At 73.8% G+C, this 19,933-nt stretch carries 20 protein-coding genes; 14 read left to right on the forward strand and 6 right to left on the reverse strand.

All coding sequences use genetic code 11. The features are described 5' to 3' along the window. Positions 1-63: 63 nt before the first annotated feature. Positions 64-753: a FadR/GntR family transcriptional regulator gene (locus tag AC529_RS17985; protein WP_068758533.1), complete on the reverse strand. Its 690-nt coding sequence runs from the start codon at positions 751-753 to the stop codon at positions 64-66. Between the two features lie 127 nt (positions 754-880). Between AC529_RS17985 and AC529_RS17990 the strand changes: the two genes are divergently transcribed. Beyond that, entirely contained in the window at positions 881-2,143 is a 1,263-nt protein-coding gene (locus AC529_RS17990) for an MFS transporter (protein WP_068758534.1), read from the forward strand. Here the strand turns inward: AC529_RS17990 and AC529_RS17995 are convergent. Continuing rightward, positions 2,109-2,924, reverse strand: coding sequence for a CPBP family intramembrane glutamic endopeptidase (locus AC529_RS17995; protein WP_068758535.1), 816 nt, complete (start codon positions 2,922-2,924; stop codon positions 2,109-2,111). The genes AC529_RS17990 and AC529_RS17995 overlap by 35 nt on opposite strands. 401 nt (positions 2,925-3,325) lie before the next feature. Next, on the reverse strand, positions 3,326-4,615 hold the full coding sequence (gene aceA, locus AC529_RS18000) for an isocitrate lyase (protein WP_068758536.1): 1,290 nt from the start codon (positions 4,613-4,615) through the stop codon (positions 3,326-3,328). A gap of 222 nt (positions 4,616-4,837) precedes the next feature. On the opposite strand from aceA, the gene AC529_RS18005 reads away from it, so the two are divergent. The 8 genes from AC529_RS18005 to AC529_RS18040 all read left to right on the forward strand — a co-directional run bounded on the left by AC529_RS18005 (position 4,838) and on the right by AC529_RS18040 (position 12,973). Continuing rightward, a complete protein-coding gene (locus AC529_RS18005; RefSeq protein ID WP_068758537.1) occupies positions 4,838-6,274 on the forward strand; it encodes a helix-turn-helix transcriptional regulator in 1,437 nt (478 codons plus the stop codon). Positions 6,275-6,396: 122 nt separating this feature from the next. Continuing rightward, positions 6,397-7,629: an acyl-CoA dehydrogenase family protein gene (locus AC529_RS18010; protein WP_068758538.1), complete on the forward strand. Its 1,233-nt coding sequence runs from the start codon at positions 6,397-6,399 to the stop codon at positions 7,627-7,629. A 345-nt stretch (positions 7,630-7,974) separates the two neighbouring features. Continuing rightward, entirely contained in the window at positions 7,975-8,820 is an 846-nt protein-coding gene (locus tag AC529_RS18015) for an SAM-dependent methyltransferase (RefSeq protein WP_232306814.1), read from the forward strand. 146 nt (positions 8,821-8,966) lie between these two features. Then, complete coding sequence (locus AC529_RS18020) at positions 8,967-9,683, forward strand: hypothetical protein (RefSeq protein WP_068758540.1); 717 nt, start codon at positions 8,967-8,969, stop codon at positions 9,681-9,683. A 144-nt stretch (positions 9,684-9,827) separates the two neighbouring features. Then, on the forward strand, positions 9,828-10,898 hold the full coding sequence (locus AC529_RS18025) for an acyltransferase (RefSeq protein WP_232306815.1): 1,071 nt from the start codon (positions 9,828-9,830) through the stop codon (positions 10,896-10,898). A 4-nt stretch (positions 10,899-10,902) separates the two neighbouring features. Beyond that, positions 10,903-11,547, forward strand: coding sequence for a TetR/AcrR family transcriptional regulator (locus AC529_RS18030; protein WP_068758541.1), 645 nt, complete (start codon positions 10,903-10,905; stop codon positions 11,545-11,547). A gap of 50 nt (positions 11,548-11,597) precedes the next feature. Then, positions 11,598-11,996, forward strand: a complete 399-nt coding sequence (locus AC529_RS18035; protein WP_068758542.1) for a MerR family transcriptional regulator — start codon at positions 11,598-11,600, stop codon at positions 11,994-11,996. Continuing rightward, entirely contained in the window at positions 11,996-12,973 is a 978-nt protein-coding gene (locus tag AC529_RS18040) for an aldo/keto reductase (RefSeq protein WP_068758543.1), read from the forward strand. The genes AC529_RS18035 and AC529_RS18040 overlap by 1 nt, the downstream gene beginning before the upstream one ends. Here AC529_RS18040 and AC529_RS21375 read toward each other — a convergent pair. Continuing rightward, positions 12,882-13,358, reverse strand: a complete 477-nt coding sequence (locus AC529_RS21375; protein WP_083948422.1) for an ATP-binding domain-containing protein — start codon at positions 13,356-13,358, stop codon at positions 12,882-12,884. The two genes, AC529_RS18040 and AC529_RS21375, sit on opposite strands and share 92 nt — an antisense overlap. A gap of 159 nt (positions 13,359-13,517) precedes the next feature. Here AC529_RS21375 and AC529_RS18045 point away from each other — a divergent pair, with 159 nt between their 5' ends. The 3 genes from AC529_RS18045 (at position 13,518) to thyX (ending at position 16,872) form a co-directional block, all read left to right on the forward strand. Continuing rightward, positions 13,518-15,743 carry an anthranilate synthase component I gene (locus tag AC529_RS18045; RefSeq protein ID WP_068758544.1) on the forward strand — a complete coding sequence of 742 codons (2,226 nt, stop codon included), beginning with the start codon at positions 13,518-13,520 and terminating at the stop codon, positions 15,741-15,743. A gap of 76 nt (positions 15,744-15,819) precedes the next feature. After that, positions 15,820-15,960 carry a GPGG-motif small membrane protein gene (locus AC529_RS20230; protein WP_232306821.1) on the forward strand — a complete coding sequence of 47 codons (141 nt, stop codon included), beginning with the start codon at positions 15,820-15,822 and terminating at the stop codon, positions 15,958-15,960. A gap of 111 nt (positions 15,961-16,071) precedes the next feature. Further along, positions 16,072-16,872: an FAD-dependent thymidylate synthase gene (thyX, locus tag AC529_RS18050; RefSeq protein WP_068758545.1), complete on the forward strand. Its 801-nt coding sequence runs from the start codon at positions 16,072-16,074 to the stop codon at positions 16,870-16,872. Between the two features lie 15 nt (positions 16,873-16,887). Here thyX and AC529_RS21050 read toward each other — a convergent pair whose 3' ends face one another. After that, positions 16,888-17,031 (reverse strand): hypothetical protein, encoded by a 144-nt coding sequence (locus AC529_RS21050; protein ID WP_232306816.1) that lies wholly within the window; start codon positions 17,029-17,031, stop codon positions 16,888-16,890. Further along, the gene (locus AC529_RS18055) at positions 17,025-17,690 is read right to left on the reverse strand and encodes a hypothetical protein (protein ID WP_232306817.1); all 666 of its coding nucleotides are present in this window, start codon (positions 17,688-17,690) and stop codon (positions 17,025-17,027) included. Before AC529_RS18055 ends, AC529_RS21050 begins: the two co-directional genes overlap by 7 nt. 131 nt (positions 17,691-17,821) lie before the next feature. Between AC529_RS18055 and AC529_RS18060 the strand changes: the two genes are divergently transcribed. Next, complete coding sequence (locus tag AC529_RS18060; protein WP_068758546.1) at positions 17,822-19,612, forward strand: carbon starvation CstA family protein; 1,791 nt, start codon at positions 17,822-17,824, stop codon at positions 19,610-19,612. Continuing rightward, positions 19,609-19,884 (forward strand): cory-CC-star protein, encoded by a 276-nt coding sequence (locus AC529_RS18065; RefSeq protein WP_068758547.1) that lies wholly within the window; start codon positions 19,609-19,611, stop codon positions 19,882-19,884. Before AC529_RS18060 ends, AC529_RS18065 begins: the two co-directional genes overlap by 4 nt. The last annotated feature ends 49 nt before the right edge of the window (positions 19,885-19,933 follow it).

The following is a 19,933-nucleotide window of genomic DNA, read 5'->3' on the forward strand; positions in this document are numbered from 1 at the left end:
GCCGGACGCCCACGGCGGGGCCGCGGGCACGGAGAGGACGGCGGGAGCGGGGCTCCGGCCGGATCAGGACTCGGCCTGGGTGACCAGCTCGTCCAGGTAGCACGCGGCCTCGCGCAGTGCGCCGTCGGCGTCGCCCGCGTGGATGGCCTCGGCCAGCCGCTGGTGGTCCAGCGGGGGGTCCTCGCCGAGGTCCTCGGGGGCCTCCTCGTACACCGTGTGCGCGATGCTCTCGTAGACCGCCTGGGCGATGTCGTCGTACAGCTCGATGAGCAGCGAGTTGTGCGTGGCCGCCACCACCGCCTTGTGGAAGGCGAAGTCGGCCTCGACGAACGCCTGCATGTCGCGGGCGCGCCAGGCGGCCAGCCGTCGGCCCATCGCGGTGTCGATGGCGGTGAGGTCCTCGTCGGTGTGGCGGATCGCGGCCAGCCGGGCCGCCTCCAGCTCCAGGGCCCGGCGCACCTCGAAGTTCTCGCGCAGCTCGGAGCGCTTGAGCCGGCGGCGCAGCGCCCCGCCCAGTTCGCTGGAGGCGCGCACGAAGGTGCCCGCTCCCTGGCGGATCTCCAGCAGCCCGGTGTGGGCCAGCGCCCGTACGGCCTCGCGCACGGTGTTGCGGCCCACCTCGAGCTGGTCGGACAGCTCGGCCTCGGTGGGGATGCGGTCGCCGATCGACCACTCGCCCGAGTCGATCTGCGCTTTCAGTTGGGTGATGACCTGGTCGACGAGTCCGGTGCGACGCGTTGAGGCGAGGGGCACGCGCTACCTCCTAGATGTCCGTGTACCGCGGGAGCTTAGACCACAGTGTCTCGCGTCGGACGGCTCTTGGCGACCGGTACGCTACCCTCCAAGGGATATCCGATCATCCTATCAATCGGGGGGGTGTGTGGCACCGGATCCGGGAGCGGCCCGCCGCACGCGGTGGCTGCTGGCCGCGGGCGTGGTCCTGGCCGCGCTCAACCTGCGCACGGCCGTCACCAGCGTCGGCCCGCTGCTGGCGGAGATCACCGCCGGGCTGCGGATGTCGCCGGCCGCGGCCGGGCTGCTCACCACGCTGCCGGTGCTGTGCTTCGCGGCCTTCGGGGCGCTCACCCCCCTCCTGCTGCGCCGCTGGGGCGGGCACCGCGTGCTGCTCGCCGCGCTGGCCGCGGCCGCCGCCGGGCTGGCCGGGCGGGCCCTGGTCGGCGACCAGTGGCTGTTCCTGGCGCTGAGCGCCGTGGCGCTGGCGGGCGGGGCGGTCGGCAACGTCCTGCTGCCCACCCTGGTCAAGCAGCACTTCCCGGACCGGGTGGGCGCGCTGACCGCCGCCTACACCACCGCGATGGCGGCGGGCACCACCGCCGCGGCCGCCGCCACCGTCCCCGTCGCCGCGGCCCTCGGCGGCGACTGGCGCCCCGCACTGGGCGGCTACGCCCTGTTCTCCCTGGCCGCGGCCGCGCCCTGGGCGGCGGCGCTGCGCCACGAGCCGCCGCGGGAGCGGGGGGAGGAGCCGCTGGGCGTGCGCGCGGTCCTGGGCACCGCCCTGGGCCGGCAGAGCGTCCTGTTCTTCGCCACCCAGTCGGCCGTCGCCTACGTCATGTTCGGCTGGTTCGCCCACCTGCTGCGCGACCACGGCATGCCCGCCGCCGAGGCCGGCCTGGTGCTGTCCTACCTCACGGCGCTGGCCGTCCCCGCCTCGCTGGCGGTGCCCGCCCTGGCGGCCCGGCTGCGCAACCAGTGGCCCCTCGTCGCCGTCTGCATCGCCTGCTACCTGGCCGGGTTCGCCGGCCTGCTGGCGGCCCCGGTCGCCGGCGCGTGGGCCTGGACCACCCTGATCGGGGTCGGCATGGCCTCCTTCCCGCTGGCGCTCACCTTCTTCGCGCTGCGGGCGCGCACCCCGCAGGGCACCGCGGCGCTGTCGGCCGCCACCCAGGGCCCCGGGTACCTGCTGGCGGGGGCCGGGCCGTTCCTCTTCGGCCTGCTGCGGGAGCTCAGCGGCGACTGGCGGCTGTCGATCGCCCTGCTCGTCGCGCTCGTGCTGGTCCACGGCTGCTGCGGGGTGCTGCTCAGCCGCCCCCGCCACGTCGAGGACGCCGTGGGGCGCGCGTCGGCCGCCGTCCCGGGCCGCGCCCGGCTCACGCCCCCGGCAGCCAGTCCAGACGGCCGATGAGGTACACCGAGCCCACGAACGCCACGACGTCGATCAGCGAGTGCGCCGCCACCAGCGGCATGACCCGGCCGAAGCGCCGGTAGAACCAGCCGAACACCAGCCCCATCACCAGGTTGCCGACGAACATGCCCACCCCCTGGTAGAGGTGGTAGCAGGCGCGCAGCAGCGCGGAGGCCGCCACCGCGCGCCCCGCGGACCAGCCGAGCCGCTCCAGCCGCAGCAGCAGGTAGCCGACCACGACGACCTCCTCCAGCACGCCGTTCTTGACCGCTTGCAGCACCAGGACGGCGTGCTGCCACCAGTGCCCGTTGAGCGCGCTCGGCGCGATGGGCCGGTTGACCCCCCACTGCACCGACACCAGGTAGACCACGAGCCCGCCCAGGCCGATCCCCGCGGCCAGCAGCGCGCCCCACCCCAGGTCGAAGCCGGGGCGGCGCAGGTCGAAGCCGATGGAGCGGGCCGACTCGCCGGACCGGTGCAGCAGGTACAGCACCAGCGCCACCGGGGCGAACGCGAACACCAGCCGGTGGAGCTGCCAGGACAGGTCCAGCCACGGGCGCTCGGCCTCGGCGGCCGGGGCGACCAGGTTCGCGGTCTGCTCGGAGAGCGCCTGCGGCGCGGTGAGCGCGCCGACGAAGGAGATCGCCGCGGCCACGGCCGACGCGCCCAGCGACAGCGCCAGGACGCAGCCGACCTCCGCCCACAGCGCGCGGCGGCTCGGCGGCGCGGCGGCGCGGGGAGCGGAGGGGGAGCTGTCGGCGGGGTGCAGGGTCTCGGCCATGCCCGAATTCTGCCAGCGGGCCGCGCCGGGGCGGAGCCGGGAGGGCGCCGGTCCCGCGGGTGACACGGAAGCCGCGGGACCGGCGGTGGGGGCGTCCGTCCCACCCGCGCCCCAGCCACGAAAGCGGGGGCGGGACGGACGCCGGGGGACCGCGTCGTCAGTGAGCCGCTGAGCGCGGTCCCTCGGGGAGAGGGTCCGGGGCCGGTCCCGCGGGTGACACGGAAGCCGCGGGACCGGCGGTGGGGGCGTCCGTCCCACCCGCGCCCCAGCCACGAAAGCGGGGGCGGGACGGACGCCGGGGGACCGCGTCGTCAGTGAGCCGCTGAGCGCGGTCCCTCGGGGAGAGGGTCCGGGAAAGAGGCGCGCCGAGCGGGGGAGGAGCCGCCCGGTGCGCCCGGGGATCAGTGGAACTGGGCCTCCTCGGTGGAGCCGGTCAGCGCCGTGGTGGAGGCGTCCGGCGAGATCGTGGTGCTGATCAGGTCGAAGTAGCCGGTGCCGACCTCGCGCTGGTGGCGGGTGGCGGTGTAGCCCGCGGCCTCGGCGGCGAACTCCGCCTCCTGCAACTCCACGTAGGCGCTCATGCCGCTGGCCGCGTAGCCCTTGGCGAGGTTGAACATCGAGTAGTTGAGCGAGTGGAAGCCCGCCAGGGTGATGAACTGGAACTTGTAGCCCATGTGGCCCAGCTCGCGCTGGAACTTGGCGATGGTGGCGTCGTCGAGGTGGCGCTTCCAGTTGAACGACGGCGAGCAGTTGTAGGCCAGCATCTGGTCGGGGTACTCGGCCTTGATCGCCTCGGCGAACTGGCGGGCCACCTCCAGGTCCGGCGTGGAGGTCTCCATCCACAGCAGGTCGGCGTAGGGCGCGTAGGCCAGGCCGCGGGCGATGCACGCCTCCACGCCGTTGCGGACCCGGTAGAAGCCCTCGGCGGTGCGCTCGCCGGTGATGAACGGCCGGTCGCGCTCGTCGACGTCGCTGGTGATCAGGGTGGCGGCCTGGGCGTCGGTGCGCGCGACGATCAGGGTGGGGACCCCGGCCACGTCGGCGGCCAGCCGCGCGGCGTTGAGGGTCTTGATGTGCTGGCCGGTCGGGATGAGGACCTTGCCGCCCAGGTGGCCGCACTTCTTCTCGGAGGCGAGCTGGTCCTCCCAGTGCACGCCGGCCGCGCCCGCGGCGATCATGGCCTTCATCAGCTCGTAGGCGTTGAGGACGCCGCCGAACCCGGCCTCGGCGTCGGCGACGATCGGCGCCAGCCAGTGCGGGGCGTTCTCGTCGCCCTCGGACCAGGAGATCTGGTCGGCGCGCAGCAGCGCGTTGTTGATCCGGCGCACGACCTGCGGGACCGAGTTGGCCGGGTAGAGGCTCTGGTCGGGGTAGGTGTGCCCGGACAGGTTGGCGTCGGCGGCGACCTGCCAGCCCGAGAGGTAGATGGCCTTGAGGCCGGCGCGGACCTGCTGGACGGCCTGGTTGCCGGTGAGCGCGCCGAGGGCGTTGATGTAGTCCTCGGTGTGCAGCAGGTGCCACAGGCGCTCCGCGCCCAGCCGGGCCAGCGTGTGCTCCTCGGTGACCGAGCCGCGCAGCCGGATCACGTCCTCGGCGGAGTAGGTCCGCTCGATGCCCTTCCAGCGCGGGTCGGTCTCCCACTCCTTCTGGAGGGCCGCCCCGGCTTCCTGCTGACGACCGGTGATGCTCATGGTCTTCCCGCCTTACGAAGTCTGGTCCCCTGGAAGATGCGCCGGCTGGAGAGCCTCCGCGGCGTACGTGCGGTGTGCGTGCGGTTCGCGGTTCGTTCCCCGCCGGTGAGCACCATTCTTCGCAAACTTCCACGCTTCTTCGAGCCAGATTCTGGTGAAGATTTGCGATTTTTTCTCTATGATGAACGGGTGGCGTACTTTGGAACTGAAGAAATACCGACTTTGCCAGGTGACCTAGATCTCGTCACCTTCGGCCAGCGGCTCCGGCACCTGCGCCGGTCCCGCAACATGACCCTCTCGGAGCTGGGGGAGAGGGTGGGGCGCGCGCCCTCGCAGCTGTCGCTGCTGGAGAACGGCAAGCGCGAGCCCAAGCTCTCCCTGCTCACCGCGCTGGCCAAGGCGCTCGACGTCTCGGTCGAGGAGCTGCTCTCCCGCCAGCCCCCCACCCGCCGCGCCCAGTTGGAGATCGCCCTGGAGGAGGCGCAGCGCGACCCCCTCTACCAGTCCCTCAACCTGCCCCACCTCAAGGTCGGCAAGCGGGTCCCCAACGACGTGCTGGAGCACATCGTCGGCCTGTACGAGGAGCTCAAGCGGCGCGCGGCCAAGCCGACCACCACCCCCGAGGAGGCCCGCCGCGCCAACGCCGACCTGCGCCGCCTGATGAGCGAGCGCGACAACTACTTCCCCGAGATCGAGCAGGCCGCGCAGCAGACCCTGGACGCGGTGGGCTACCGCGGCGGCGCGCTGTCGCAGGGCATGATCCTGTCGATGGTCGCCCACCACGGGTTCACCCTGCGCTACGTCCCCGACCTGCCGCGCTCGGTGCGCTCGGTCACCGACACCCGCAACCGGCGCATCTACCTCAGGCGGGAGTCGCTGGGCATGCACACGCCCCGCACCATCCTGCTGCAGACCCTGGGGCACTTCGTGCTCGGCCACACCCCGCCCCGCGACTTCGCCGACTTCCTGCGCCAGCGGGTGGAGGCCAACTACTTCGCCGCGGCGGTGCTCATCCCCGAGTCCACCGCCGTGCCCTTCCTGTCCGACGCCAAGCGGGCGCGCGACCTGTCGGTGGAGGACCTGCGCGACGTCTACGCCGTCTCCTACGAGATGGCCGCGCACCGGTTCACCAACCTGGCCACCCGCCACCTCGACCTCGTCTGCCACTTCATCCGCAACGACGAGACCGGCATCATCTACAAGGCCTACCAGAACGACGGGCTGATCTTCCCCACCGACGACACCGGCGCGATCGAGGGGCAGCGGCTGTGCCGCTACTGGTCGGGGCGGCAGGTCTTCGCCTCGCCCGACCGCTACTCGATCTACTACCAGTACACCGACAAGCCCAACGGCACCCACTGGTGCGTGGCGCACGTCGACCCCAGCCGGGAGCGCAACTTCGCGATCACCCTGGGCGTGCCCTACAAGGAGTCGCGCTGGTTCCGCGGCCGCGAGACCACCAACCGCACCAAGTCGCAGTGCCCGGTCGGGGAGTGCTGCGTCCGTCCGCCCTCGGAGCTGGCCGCACGCTGGGAGGGCAACGTCTGGCCGTCGGCGCGCGCCCACTCCCACGTCCTGGCCGCGCTGCCCACCGGGCAGTTCCCGGGCGTGGACGAGACCGACGTCTACACCTTCCTGGAGAAGTACGAGATCTCCTAGCCGCCCGCGGACGGGGTGCGGGGGTGGTTGCGACGGGGCGCCGCAACCACCCCCGCGGCATGACCCCACCGTCATGTTACCGTTGGTAACACCTAATGTCCACGCCCTCGAAGGACGGCGACATGACCGACGAGACGCCCGCACCCGCGTTCAGCCTCGAGCTCGGCGAGGACCTGCGCGAGGTCCGCGACTGGGTGCACGCCTTCGCCCGCGACGTCATCCGCCCCGCCGCCGCGGAGTGGGACGAGCGCGAGGAGACCCCCTGGCCGATCCTCCAGGAGGCCGCCCGGATCGGCCTGTACTCCCTCGACTTCTTCGCCACCCAGATGTTCCACCCCAGCGGCGTGGCCGTCCCCGTCGTCTACGAGGAGCTGTACTGGGGCGACCCCGGCATCGCGCTGGCGCTGACCGGCACCACGCTGGCCGCGGTGGCCGTCGCCGCCAACGGCACCCAGGAGCAGGTCCTGGAGTGGACCCCGCAGATGTTCGGCGGCCCCGACGACGTGCGCCTGGGCGCGTTCTGCTCCTCCGAGCCCGACGCCGGCAGCGACGTCGGCGCGATCCGCACCCGCGCCGTCTACGACGAGGCCGCCGACGAGTGGGTGCTCAACGGCACCAAGACCTGGATCACCAACGGCGGCATCGCCGACGTGCACGTCGTCGTGGCCTCCGTCGACCCCGCACTGGGCGTGCGCGGCCAGGCCAGCTTCGTCGTCCCGCCCCGTACCAAGGGGCTGTCCCAGGGCCAGAAGTTCAGCAAGCACGGCATCCGCGCCTCCCACACCGCCGAGGTGATCCTCGACGACGTGCGCGTGCCCGGCCGCTGCCTGCTCGGCGGCAAGGAGAGACTGGACGAGCGCCTGGCCCGCGCCCGCGAGGGCCGCAGCTCCGGCGGGCAGGCCGCCATGAAGACCTTCGAGGCCTCCCGCCCCGCGGTCGGCGCGATGGCGGTGGGCTGCGCCCGCGCCGCCTACGAGTACACCCGCGACTACGTCCGCCAGCGCAGGCAGTTCGGCCGCCCCCTCGGCGACAACCAGGCGGTCGCCTTCACCCTCGCCGACATGGCCACCCGCATCGACGCCGCCCGCCTGCTGGTGTGGCGGGCCTCCTGGATGGCCCGCCACGGCAAGGACTTCGCCCAGGCCGAGGGCTCCATGAGCAAGCTGTTCGCCAGCGAGACCGCCACCTGGGTCACCCAGAACGCCATCCGCCTGCTCGGCGGCAACGGCTACACCCGCGACTACCCGGTGGAGCGCTGGCACCGCGACGCCACGATCTTCACCATCTTCGAGGGCGCCTCCGAGATCCAGCGCCTCATCATCGGCCGCACCATCACCGGCCTGCCGCTGCGCTGACGTCTTCGCCGTTCGGCGGGGTGCAGCGGGGTGCGACGGCCGGGAAGCGGAACCGGATCCGGTCGTTCCGGCCGGTCCCCGCCGTGTCCGGGACGGGGGCCGACGCTCTTCGGCCGACAGGAGAACGGCCCCGCAGGGCGGAGGGGACCCTGCGGGGCCGTCGCTGCCCCCTTCCCCGGACCGCCGGCGGGGAGGGATTGCGGTCCGGCCGCTCCGGAGCGATCTGCGGCCGCCGTGCGCGGCTTCCTGCGCAGAGCCGGAAACGGCAGACCGGAAATACACGCGTCCGCCGACCGATCCGGAGTTCCGGCCCCACCGCGGGTCACCGCTGGCTAGCATTGCGCCATGCCGAACGAGTCCCGCCATTCCTGGATGAAGACGACCTTCCCCGCCCCCCGGGAGCTGCCCGAAGGCATCGACCCGAACGTCCCGAGCATCGCCCGCGCCTACGACTACTCCCTCGGCGGCAAGGACAACTTCCCCGTCGACCGCGCCCTGGTCGACCAGATGGAGGCCCGCTACCCCGGCGTCAAAGAGGTCTCGATCCAGAACCGCAGGACCCTGGTCCGCCTGGCCCGCCACATGGCCGAACAGGGCATCACGCAGTTCATCGACCTCGGCTCGGGCCTGCCCACCGCGCAGAACACCCACCAGGTCGTGCAGCAGGTCAACCCCGACTGCCGGGTCGTCTACATCGACAACGACCCCGTGGTGCTGGCCCACGGCCGCGCGCTGCTGGCCGAGAACGAGAACACGGCCGTGACCACCGCCGACTTCCTCCGCCCCGACGAGGTGCTCGACACCCCCGAGGTGAAGCGGCTCATCGACCTGGACCAGCCGGTGGGGCTGATGCTGATCGCGATCCTGCACCACATCCCGGACGAGGCCGACCCCGCTGGGCTGGTGCGCCGCTACGTCGACGCCCTGCCCGCGGGCAGCATGGTGGCCATCACCTCCTGGGCCTACACCGGCCTGCAGGTGCAGAAGGAGATCACCGACATGGCGCGCGAGGCCCTGGGGGTCGGCTACGCCCGCAGCCGGGAGGAGATCCGGGCGTTCTTCGGCGACCTCGAACTGGTCGAGCCCGGGCTGGTGTTCCACGCGCTGTGGCGCCCCGACACCCCGGTCGACCCCGACAACCTCAACCCCTACCAGCAGTTCATGCTGGCGGGCCTGGGCGTCAAGCGCTGACGCCGCCCCCGCCCGGGCCGGGACGGGGCCCGGTCCGGGCCCGCGGGTGTGAGAGTGTGTCAGCCGGGCACCACCGGTGGACAGCACCCCCGTCCGGGAGAAGGGAGGCAGCGGCGCCGCCCCGCCCAGAGTGCGCCGCGCACGCGATGACCGAGCACTCCGGCCGCGACACCGAACTCACCGTCGCCGCCCGGTTCAACGGCCCGCCCGACTCCGCCAACGGCGGCTACCTCTCGGGCCTCCTCGCCCAGCACGTCGACGCCCCCGCCGTCCGCGTCCGCCTGCACCAGCCGCCGCCGCTGCGGACCCCGATGCCGGTGCGCCGCGCTCCCGGAGGCGGCGTCCGCCTGCTGCTCGGCGAGGACACGGTCGCCGAGGCGGTTCCCGCGCCGGTGCCGGCGCGGCGGATCGAACCGGTGCCGCTCGCCGAGGCCGAACGTGCGAGCGCGGGCTACCGGGGCCGCAGCGGCCACCCGTTCCCCACCTGCTTCGTGTGCGGGCCCGCGCGGCGGGAGGGCGACGGGCTGCGCCTGTTCGCCGGACCCCTGGGCGGCGACCCGGAGGCGGACACGGTGGCCTGCGCGTGGACGCCGGGACCGGACCCGGCCGGCGCCCCGGCGGCCTGGGCCGCGCTCGACTGCCCGGGCGGCTGGTCGGTCGACATCGCCGAACGCCCCATGCTGCTGGGGCAGATGACCGCGGCCGTGTTCGCCGACCCCCGCCCCGGGCGGCCCCACGTGGTGCTGGGCCGCCTCCTCGGCGTCGAGGGGCGCAAGGTCCGCACCGCCAGCGCCCTCTACGACGCGGCCGGCGCCGAGGTGGCCCGGGCCGAGGCCGTGTGGATCCGCATCCGCCGCCCTTGACGCGGAGATTCCGTTTACCTGGGAGTTGTATGGGAAACCGGTAACGGTACGATCTCGAGAAGTCAGCCGCAGTCGACTGCACCGGGTGTTTCCATGACCGTCCAGACCTTCCGCACCCCCCGAACGGCCACGTCGCGACGCTCCGTGACGACAGCTACACCGGTGGAGACGGCCTGGCTCGACGTGGCCCGGATCGCGGCCATCACGGCGGTGGTCCTGCTGCACTCCGTCGCCGTGGTGGTCACCCGCGACTACACCGAACTGGGATCGGCGACCTGGTGGACCGCCAACGTCGTGGACTCGGCGGTGCGCTGGTGCGTCCCGGTGTTCATCATGATCAGCGGGGCGCTGCTGCTCGCCCCCCGCAGGGAGGGCCTGCGCTCCTTCTACCGCAGGCGGTTCAGCCGCATCGGGATCCCCCTCGTCGTGTGGAGCGCGTTCTACCTGTCCATCGACCTGTTCGTGGAGAAGTGGAACGACTGGCCCGACGCGCTCCACCGCATCCTGGCCGGACAGCCCTCCGTGCACCTGTACTTCCTGTTCGTCCTCGCCGGGCTGTACGCGCTCACCCCGTTCCTGCGCGTCCTCACCGCCCACGCCCCGCCGCGCACCCTGTGGTGGGCGGCCGTCCTCATGACCGCCCTGGGCGTGGCCGACCAGGCGATCTCCGACTTCTCCGGCATCGGCGAGGCCAACGCGGTCACCCGCTTCCTGCCCTACGTCGGCTACTACCTCCTCGGCTACCTGCTGCGCGACACCGCCCTGACCCGGCGCGGCGTGTGGGCCGCCGGCGCGGTCCTCGTCGCCTCCGTCGCCGCCACCGTCGGCGTGGTCGGCGCCACCGCCGTGGCCCAGGGCGAGTGGACCGTCCAGGCCGCCTACGCCTACGACTACCTCTCGCCGACCGTGCTGGCCATGTCCGTCGCGCTGTTCCTGCTGTTCCGGCCGCTCACCGGCCGCTGGCGGGGACTCACCGCGCCCGACCGCGACACCACCGCCGCCCGCAGGCGGCTGCGCACCCTCGCCGACCTGAGCTTCGGCGTCTTCCTGGTCCACCTGATCCTGCTGCGCGAGCTGCGCTCCTTCACCGGCATCCCCGACCACCCGGCCGCCATGGTCGCCACCGTGCTCGCCCAGACCGTGGCCGTGCTGGCGGTCAGCTTCCTCGTCACCGCCGTCCTGCGCAGGATTCCCGGACTGCGCGCTACGGTGTGAGGCTGTGAGCCCCGATTCCGCACCGCCGCCGGCGGGGGCCGCCCGCAGCGGCCGGGCCGTCCGCGGCCGCGACCCCCGTCGGCGCCGCGCCATCCTGGACGCCGCCGACGCCGTCATCCAGCGCGAGGGCCCCGACGCGCCCGTGTCCGCGATCGCGGCCGAGGCCGGGATCAGCAAGCCCGTCCTGTACCGCCACTTCGGCGACAAGGGCGGCCTGTACCGGGCGCTGGCCGAACGGCACGTCGACCCGCTCATGGAGCGGGTCCGCGAGGAGCTGCGCGCCGCCGCCGGCCTGCGGGAGCGGGTGCGCGCCACCGTCGGCACCTACCTGCGGATGATCAGCGACAACCTCAACCTCTACCGCTTCCTGATGCACCGCGCCACCGCCGAGGACCCGCGCACCCGCGGCCACATCGGCCTGATGGTGCGCCGCTTCGGCGAGGAGCTCGCCGAGACGCTCGCCGCCGAGGGGCACGTCGCCGACCCGGTGCGCGCCCAGATCGTGGCGCACGCCGTCGTCGGCATGGTGCAGACCGCGGGGGAGTGGTGGCTGGACCACCCCGAGATCGCCCGCGACGACGTCGTCGCCGACCTGACCGAGGCGGTCGTGGGCGCGGTCACCGGCGGCGGGGGCGTGCGCGCCGGCTGAACCCCGCCGGGCTTGACCTGGAGTGCACTCCACCTTCCAGGCTGTGACCCATGGCCGACTACTACACCCCCGGCGAGGTGGCCCGAAGGTTCGGACTGAGCCTGGACACCCTGCGCTACTACGAACGCGAGGGGCTGCTCACCCAGGTGGAGCGCGCCCCCTCCGGACACCGCCGCTACCGGGCCGGCGACGTCGAGCTGCTCGACCTGGTGCGCTGCCTGCGGGAGACCGACATGCCCATCGCCCGGCTGCGCGAGTTCGCCGAACTCGTCCGCGAGGGCGACCACACCGTCCCGCAGCGCCTCCAGGTCCTGGAGGAGCACGACGCGCGGCTCACCGAGCGCATCGCCGAACTGCGCCGCCGCCAGGAGGCCATCCGTCACAAGATCGACTACTACCGGGGCGTGCTCGCCGAGCGCGGTCCCGAGGAGAAGGAGGAGGTGCGCTGATGCGCTACACCACGATCGGCAGCGGGGAGCGGGCCCGCCGGGTCAGCGCGATCTGCCTGGGCGCGATGAAGCTCGGCAGCCAGGTCGGCGAGGAGGAGTCCTTCGCGGTCCTGGACCGCTTCGTGGAGCGGGGCGGCACCTTCGTCGACACCGCCAACAACTACCAGTTCTGGGTGGAGGGGTTCGTCGGAGGCGAGAGCGAGGCGCTGCTGGGCCGGTGGCGGGCCGCCCGCGGCGTCACCGACGAGGTCGTCGTCGCCACCAAGTTCGGCGCCCGGCCCCGCACCCCGGGCCGAGGGCTGGAGGACGCCGAGGGCCTGTCCGCCGCCGCGGTGCGCGCCGCCGTCGAGGGCAGCCGCAAACGGCTCGGCACGGACCGCCTCGACCTGGTCTACCCCCACATCGAGGACCGCTCGGTGCCGCTGGAGGAGACCCTGGGCGTGCTCGCCGAACTGGTCGGGGAGGGCCAGGTGGGGCTGCTGGGCGCGAGCAACCACCGGGCCTGGCGGCTGGAGCGGGCGCGCGCCCTCAGCGACGCCCGCGGCTGGCCCCGCTACGAGGTCGCCCAGTTGCGCCGCAGCTACCTGCAGCCCCGCTTCGACGTCCCGCTGCCCGAGGCCGGGCACATGCACGTCGGCGACGACCACCTGGACTACATCGCCCAGGAGAACCGGGACGGCAGGCCGCTGGCCTTGGTCGCCTACACCCCCCTGCTGTACGGCGCCTACGTACGCGCCGACCGGGAGCTGTCGCGCCCCTACGACCACCCCGGCACCCCGGCGCGCCTGGCGGTGCTGCGGGAGGTCGCCGCGGAGTGCGGCGCCACCCCCAACCAGGTGGTGCTGGCCTGGCTGATGGGCGACGGCACCATCCCGCTGGTGGGGGTCAGCACCGTCGCCCAGGTCGACGAGGCGCTGGACGCGGTCGACCTGGAGCTGAGCGCCGAGCAGCGGGCCCGCCTCGACGCGGCGGGCTGAGCCCGGCCCCGCTCCCCGGCCTCTCCCCGGGGCCGGGGAGGGGCCCAGCCGCCGGCCGCTTCGGCACCGGCGGCAGCGGCCCCTCGTGCACCACGGCGGGGCGGCTGGCCGCCCGCGTGATCGCGACGTAGAGGTCGCGGCCGCCCTGCGGGGCCGCGGCGGCGATCCCCGCCGGGGCGAGCACGACCACCGCGGCGAACTCCAGGCCCTTGGCCTGGACGGGGGTGAGGGCCGCCACGGGGCGTCCAGGACGCCGGGGGCCGTCCGGCCCCGGCGGGCCGCAGGGTTCTTGACCGAACTCCGTCTCATCAGCGCCGGGAGGGGAGCCTGTCGTTTCTCCGTGGGCTCCCCGAAACCCTGTGTTACGCGCTACACTGCTTCGCATGCGAACCGTGCCCACCCGACACCAGTGGTGGCGCCGCCTCTAGGCGGCGCTCGTGGTTCGCGTTCCCGATGACCAGCGACCGCCTGAACCGGCGGTCGTTTCTGCTGTCCGCGGGTTCGGGCGTTGACAGCCAGCAACCACCCAGTGAAGGACCGGCCCGTGGACGACACCGTGCACTCCTACACCACCACCGGCGGCATCACCGTGCACCGCACAGCCGTCCCCTGCGACCCCGGCGAGCTCGCCGAACTGACGGCCAACGTGGAACGGCGCAGGGGCGGCGTCCTCTCCTCCGGCATGGAGTACCCCGGCCGCTACAGCCGCTGGCACCTGGGGTACGTCGACCCGTGCCTGGAGATCGCCGCGCGGGGCCGGCGGATCGGCGCCACCGCCCTCAACGACCGCGGCCGGGTGCTGCTGCCCGCCGTCGCGCAGGCCCTCGCCGCCCGCGGCGAGGTGACCGCCCGCACCGGCGACTCGGTCGAGGCGGCCGTCCCCGAACCGGCGCCCGACGAGTTCTTCACCGAGGAGGAGCGCAGCCGCCGCCCCAGCGTCTTCTCCGCGCTGCGCTCCCTGGTCGCGCTGTTCTTCCACGACGCCGAGCCCCACCTGGGGCTCTACGGCGCGTTCGGCTACGACCTCGCCTTCCAGTTCGAGCCGATCGAGCAGGTCCTGGAGCGCGACCCGGACGACCGCGACCTGGTGCTGCACCTGCCCGACGAGATCGTCGTGCACGACCGCAAGCGCGAGGTCTGCCGGCGCTACTCCTACGACTTCACCCTCCCCGCCGGGCTGGCCGGGGCGGCCGGGGCCGCCACCCGCGGCCTGCCCCGCAGCACCCCGCCGACCCCGCCCGTCCCGTCCGTGGCCCCCGCCGAGGTGCCCCCGCCGCCCGAGCCCGGCTCCTACGCCCGGGTCGTGGCCCAGGCCAAGGAGCGGTTCCGCCGCGGCGACCTGTTCGAGGTGGTGCCCAGCCACCGCCTCTACGCGCCCTGCGCCTCGCCCGCGCGCTTCTACGAGCGGCTGCGCGAGCGCAACCCCGCCCCCTACGAGTTCTTCTTCAACCTCGGCGGCGGCGAGTACCTGGTCGGCGCCTCCCCGGAGATGTTCGTGCGGGTCACCGGCCGCCCCGGGCAGGGCCAGCGGGTGGAGACCTGCCCCATCTCCGGCACCATCAGGCGCGGCGCGGACGCCGTCGGCGACGCCGAGAACATCAAGGAGCTGCTCTCCTCCGCCAAGGAGGAGTCCGAGCTCACCATGTGCACCGACGTGGACCGCAACGACAAGTCCCGCGTGTGCGAGCCCGGCAGCGTGCGGGTGATCGGCCGCCGCCAGATCGAGATGTACAGCCGCCTCATCCACACCGTGGACCACATCGAGGGCATCCTGCGCCCCGAGTTCGACGCCTTCGACGCCTTCCTCACCCACATGTGGGCCGTCACCGTCACCGGCGCCCCCAAGACCTGGGCGATGCGCTTCATCGAGCAGCACGAGAGCTCCCCCCGCCGCTGGTACGGCGGCGCCGTCGGCGTGGTGAACTTCGACGGGTCGATGAACACCGGCCTGACCCTGCGCACCGCCCACATCCGCGACGGCGTGGCCACGGTGCGGGCGGGCGCCACCCTGCTCTACGACTCCGACCCCGACGCCGAGGAGCGCGAGACCTTCCTCAAGGCCCGCGCGCTGCTGGAGACCCTCACCGACGACGCCGAGCCCGCCCCCCGGGCCGCCGCGCGCGCCACCGCCGAGCAGGTGGGCGCGGGCATGCGGGTGCTGCTGGTCGACCACGAGGACTCCTTCGTCAACACCCTGGCCGACTACGTGCGCCGCCACGGGGCCGAGGTCACCACGGTGCGCTACGGCTTCGACCCCTCCCTGCTCGACCGGATGCGCCCCGACCTGGTGGTGCTCTCCCCCGGGCCGGGGCTGCCCTCCGACTTCGCGATGAGCGCGCTGCTGGACGAGCTGGACGCCCGCGACCTGCCCGCCTTCGGGGTGTGCCTGGGCCTGCAGGCGATGGTGGAGCACGCCGGGGGGGAGCTGCTCACCCTGGCCGAGCCGGTGCACGGCAAACCCGGACGGGTCCGCGTCAGCGGCGGCGACCTGCTGGCCGGAGTGGGCGAGGACGGCGAGTTCACCGCGGCCCGCTACCACTCCACCTACACCACCCCCGAGCGCGTCAAGGGCTTCGACGTCACCGCGGTGGTGGAGGACGGCGCCGACCCGGTGGTCATGGCGGTCGAGAACACCGAGCGGCGCCGGTGGGCGGTGCAGTTCCACCCCGAGTCGATCCTCACCGCCCGCGTGGGCGAGCGCATCATCGCCAACGTGCTGCGCCTGGCCCGCGCGGGCGCCGCGGCGGGACAGCCGCTGCCCACCGCCTGAGCTGCGCCGTCACAGCGGCCGGAGCGAGACCCGTTTCCCCGGCCGCGCGGCGGGCAGCAGCGGTGCCATGAGCATCCTGAGCATTCTCCTGCTGATCCTCGGAGTCGTGCTGGTCGTGGCCGGCGTCGCGGCCCTGCTCCGCCGCCAGTTGCTGTGGGGCGTCGTGCTGGTCGTCGTGGGCGTCGTCCTGCTGCCCAGCAGCTTCGTCGGACTGTGACGGCCGCCGCGGCCGCCCGGGTCGTCGGGGCGGCCGCCTGCTGCTAGTTTCGTCTGCGGCCCCGGAGCCCTCCGGGGCCGCAGTCACGCAACGGAGCTGGGGGAGCCACCGGTGGTCACACGCGTCGAGCCCGAGGTACACCTGATCGCACGGCCGCAACTGGACTACGACGAGATCGCGCGCTACCTCGCCGACGTGGGCGGGAGCAGATGGCTGGAGCGGCTGGACCGCGGGGAGCTCGACGAGCCGCTCAACGACCCGCAGAACCTCGCCGAGTTCGCCGGGAGGCTGTGCTACCGCTCCTGGGAGCCCGGCCTCAACCCCAACGTCACCCGGGTCCGCACCGACCAGACCGCCTACCTCGCCAACATCCTGTCCAGCATGCACGGGTCGGTGCTGGAGCACGTCAGCTTCAGCTTCGTGCTGCACAACGTCTCCCGGGTGGCCACCCACGAGCTCGTCCGGCACCGCCCCGGCGTGGCGATCTCCCAGGAGTCGCTGCGCTTCGTGCGCCTGACCGACCTGCCGTTCTGGTTCCCCGACTGGGCGCAGGACGACCCCGAGCTGATGAAGCGCGCCACCGACCTGCTGGAGCGCATGGAGGAGTTCCAGCGCTGGATGGCCGACCACTTCGGCCTCGACGAGGAGGGCGTGCCCTTCGCGGTCAAGAAGCACCGCACCTCCTTCATGCGCCGCTTCGCCCCCGAGGGCGTGGCCACCGGCCTGGTGTGGACCGCCAACGTGCGCACCCTGCGCCACACCCTGGAGACCCGCACCGCCCCCGGCGCCGAGGAGGAGATCCGCCTGCTGTTCCACCGCATCGGCGAGGTGCTGGTCGAGGAGGCCCCCGCGCTGTTCGGCGACTACACGGTCACCGACGGCGCCTGGGTGCCCCGGTGGCGCAAGGTCTGACCGGCGCCGCGGGGCTCACCGCACGGTGCGCGCCTCGGCGGCGGCGACGCCCCGGCGGCAGGCCCCCGCCAGGTCCCGGTGGGCGCGCAGCCGCGCCCACAGCCCCGGCGGCCGCACCGACTCCGCCGGAGCGCCGGCCGCCTCGGTGACGGTCAGCACCGCCCCGCCAGCACGCCGCGGCGGTGCCAGCGCTCCCACTGCTCGAAGTCCGGGCTGTGGCGGTGGGCGAAGACGTAGCCGTCCCCGTCCGGTGCGGCGGGGACACCCCCGTCGGGGCGGCGCAGCCCGACGCGCGCCCCGGGGGCCGCGGGCCAGGCGGAGGCGGTCACCACGTCGACGGTCGGCCGCCGCCCGCGGGCGCCGACCAGCACGGCGTCGCCGGGGCGGGAGCGCGGCGGCAGCGTCCGCTCCTCCACGGCGTCGAGGAGGGCGACCAGCACGCGCGGCACCCACCACCAGTGCTCCCGGCGGGCCAGCAGCCCGCCCGCGCGCCGACGGGTCGGCGGGTGCTTGCGGGCCTCCTGCTCCAGCAGCGCGCCCACGAAGACGTCCCCGGACAGGTCGTGGCGGACGCGCACCGGCCCGGCGGCGGCCACCGCGGGGCAGCCCTCCGGCAGCGCGCGGGCGTCGGTGACGCTGAACACGGCGTGCCCGCCGGCGAGCGTGTCGGCCAGTTCGAGCTGGGAGAAGGGCAGCGCGACGCACGGACGCCCCTCCCACACGAGCGGGACCACGGGCAGGCCGACCGGCCCCGCGGGGCGGACCCAGGACAGCTCCGCGGCCGCCGACCGCTCCCAGACCGCGGCGAGAGAACCCACGACACCCCCTTTGCGCAGCGTGAACGCCATGTTACTTTCAGTGGGATCCTGACGCAGCCGACCGGCGGCGCTACGGAGCGTGCACAGTGGCTCCGTGCTCCCGCGGGCGCCGCCGCGACCGAAGGAGCACCATGCCTGCCGTCGTCGTGCTGGTCGCCGTCCTGGCGCTCTTCGCCCTGGGATACCGCTACTACTCCTCCTACCTGGCCCGGCGCGTCTACGGGCTGGACCCCGACTACGTCACCCCCGCCCACCGCTACTCCGACGGGGTCGACTTCGTCCCCACCAACCGCTACGTCCTCTTCAGCCACCACTTCATCTCGATCGCCGGAGCCGCCCCCATCGTCGGCCCCGCGGTCGCGGTGTTCTGGGGCTGGGGGCCCGCGCTGCTGTGGGTGGTGCTGGGCACGGTCTTCGCCGCCGGCGTACACGACTTCGGCGCGCTCGCGGTCTCGGTCCGCCACCGCGCCAGGAGCATCGGCACCCTGGCCGGCGAGGTCGTGGGCCGCCGCGCCGGCGTCCTGTTCCTGGTCGTCATCTTCTTCCTGCTGACCCTGGTCAACGCGGTCTTCTCGGTGGTCGTCGCCAACCTGTTCGTCTCCACCCCCAGCGCGGTGCTGCCCACCCTGGTCACCATCCCCCTGGCCGTCGGCGTGGGCCAGTACGTCTACCGCACGCGCAGCGCGGCGCTGCTGCCCTCCCTGGCCGTGCTGGCGCTGGCGTACGCCTCCATCCCGCTGGGCCTGCTGGTGCCGGTCACCGTCGACCCGCTGGCCGCCGCGGTCGGCCTGACCCCCAAGACCCTGTGGGTCGTCCTGGTCTTCGGCTACGCCTTCGCCGCCTCCCGGCTGCCGGTGTGGCTGCTGCTGCAACCGCGCGACTACGTCAACCAGCAGCAGATGCTGGTGGCGCTGGCGGTGATCCTGCTCGGCGCGGCCGTGGGCCTCGACCGGATCGTGGCGCCGGTCGTCAACGACGTGCCCGACGGCTCCCCGCCCTGGTTCCCCCTGCTGTTCATCACCATCGCCTGCGGCGCGATCTCCGGCTTCCACAGCCTGGTCGCCTCGGGCACCACCGCCAAGCAGCTCGACCGGGAGACCGACGCCCGCTACGTCGGCTACCTGGGCGCCCTCGGCGAGGGGACGCTCGCGCTGTGCGCGGTCCTGGCCTGCACCGCGGGCGTGGCCGCGACCCGCGCCGACTGGGACGCGCGCTACGCCGACTACGCGACCGCCTCGGACGGCGCCACCGGTACCTTCGTCGCCGGCGTGGCGAACTTCGCCGCCAACCTCGGCATCCCCCAGAGCGTCGGCGCCGTCTTCGCCGCCGTGGTGATCATCGGCTTCGCCTCCACCACCATGGACACCGGCGTGCGGCTGCAACGCTACATCGTGCAGGAGATCGCCGAGACCGCCCGGTTCCGGCCGCTGGCCCGCAACCTCACCCTGGCGACCCTGGCGGCGGTGGCCGTGCCGCTGGCCCTGGCGCTCGCCCCCGGCGACTTCGCCTTCGGCACCCTGTGGCAGTTGTTCGGCACCACCAACCAGCTCACCGCCGGGCTGGCGCTGGCCGTCGTCGCGGTGTGGGTCACCAAGAACAGCCGCAACCCGCTGGCGGTGCTCGTCCCGCTGGTGTTCCTGCTGGCGATGACCTCCTGGGCGCTGGTGGTCAACCTGGTCCGCTTCGCCTCCGCCGACGACCCCGTGCAGGCGTTCCTGCTCGCCCCCCTGGACGCGCTCATCTTCGCGCTGGCCCTGTGGCTGATCGTCGAGGCGGCGCTGGCCCTGCGCGCGGCGTGGGCGGCGCGCACCGCCCGGCCCGCCGCCCCGGCGGACGGGGGCCGCGCGCAGGAGGGCGCGGCCGGGACGGTCGGAGCCGACCACGCCGACCCGGCGGAGCCGGCCGGATCGGGGGAGCGGTGACCCCGGCGCTCCGCGGCCGCCTGGCCCGCGTCCGGCGGCGCGTCGAGGCGGTCCACGAGGAGTGGTTCGCCGCGCGCTGGCGCCAGGCGCTGCGCCGCGAGGACCGCCGCCGGGCCGACGCCTTCCGGGCGGTGCTGCTGCGGTCGCTCGGCGTGGACGACCCGGCCTCCTACGAGACCCTCGACCTCGTCCCGTACCTGGTCGCCGACCTGCACGAGTGGCACCGCCGGACGGGCCGGGAGCGCTTCGGCGACACGGGGGTGTGCTGTTGACCGGGGCGGCCGTCACCTTCGTCGGGGGCAAGGGCGGCGTCGGCAAGAC

Origin of the sequence: Thermobifida cellulosilytica TB100 (genome assembly GCF_001517975.1) — a bacterium.
In the GTDB taxonomy this organism is placed as follows: Bacteria; Actinomycetota; Actinomycetes; order Streptosporangiales; family Streptosporangiaceae; genus Thermobifida; species Thermobifida cellulosilytica.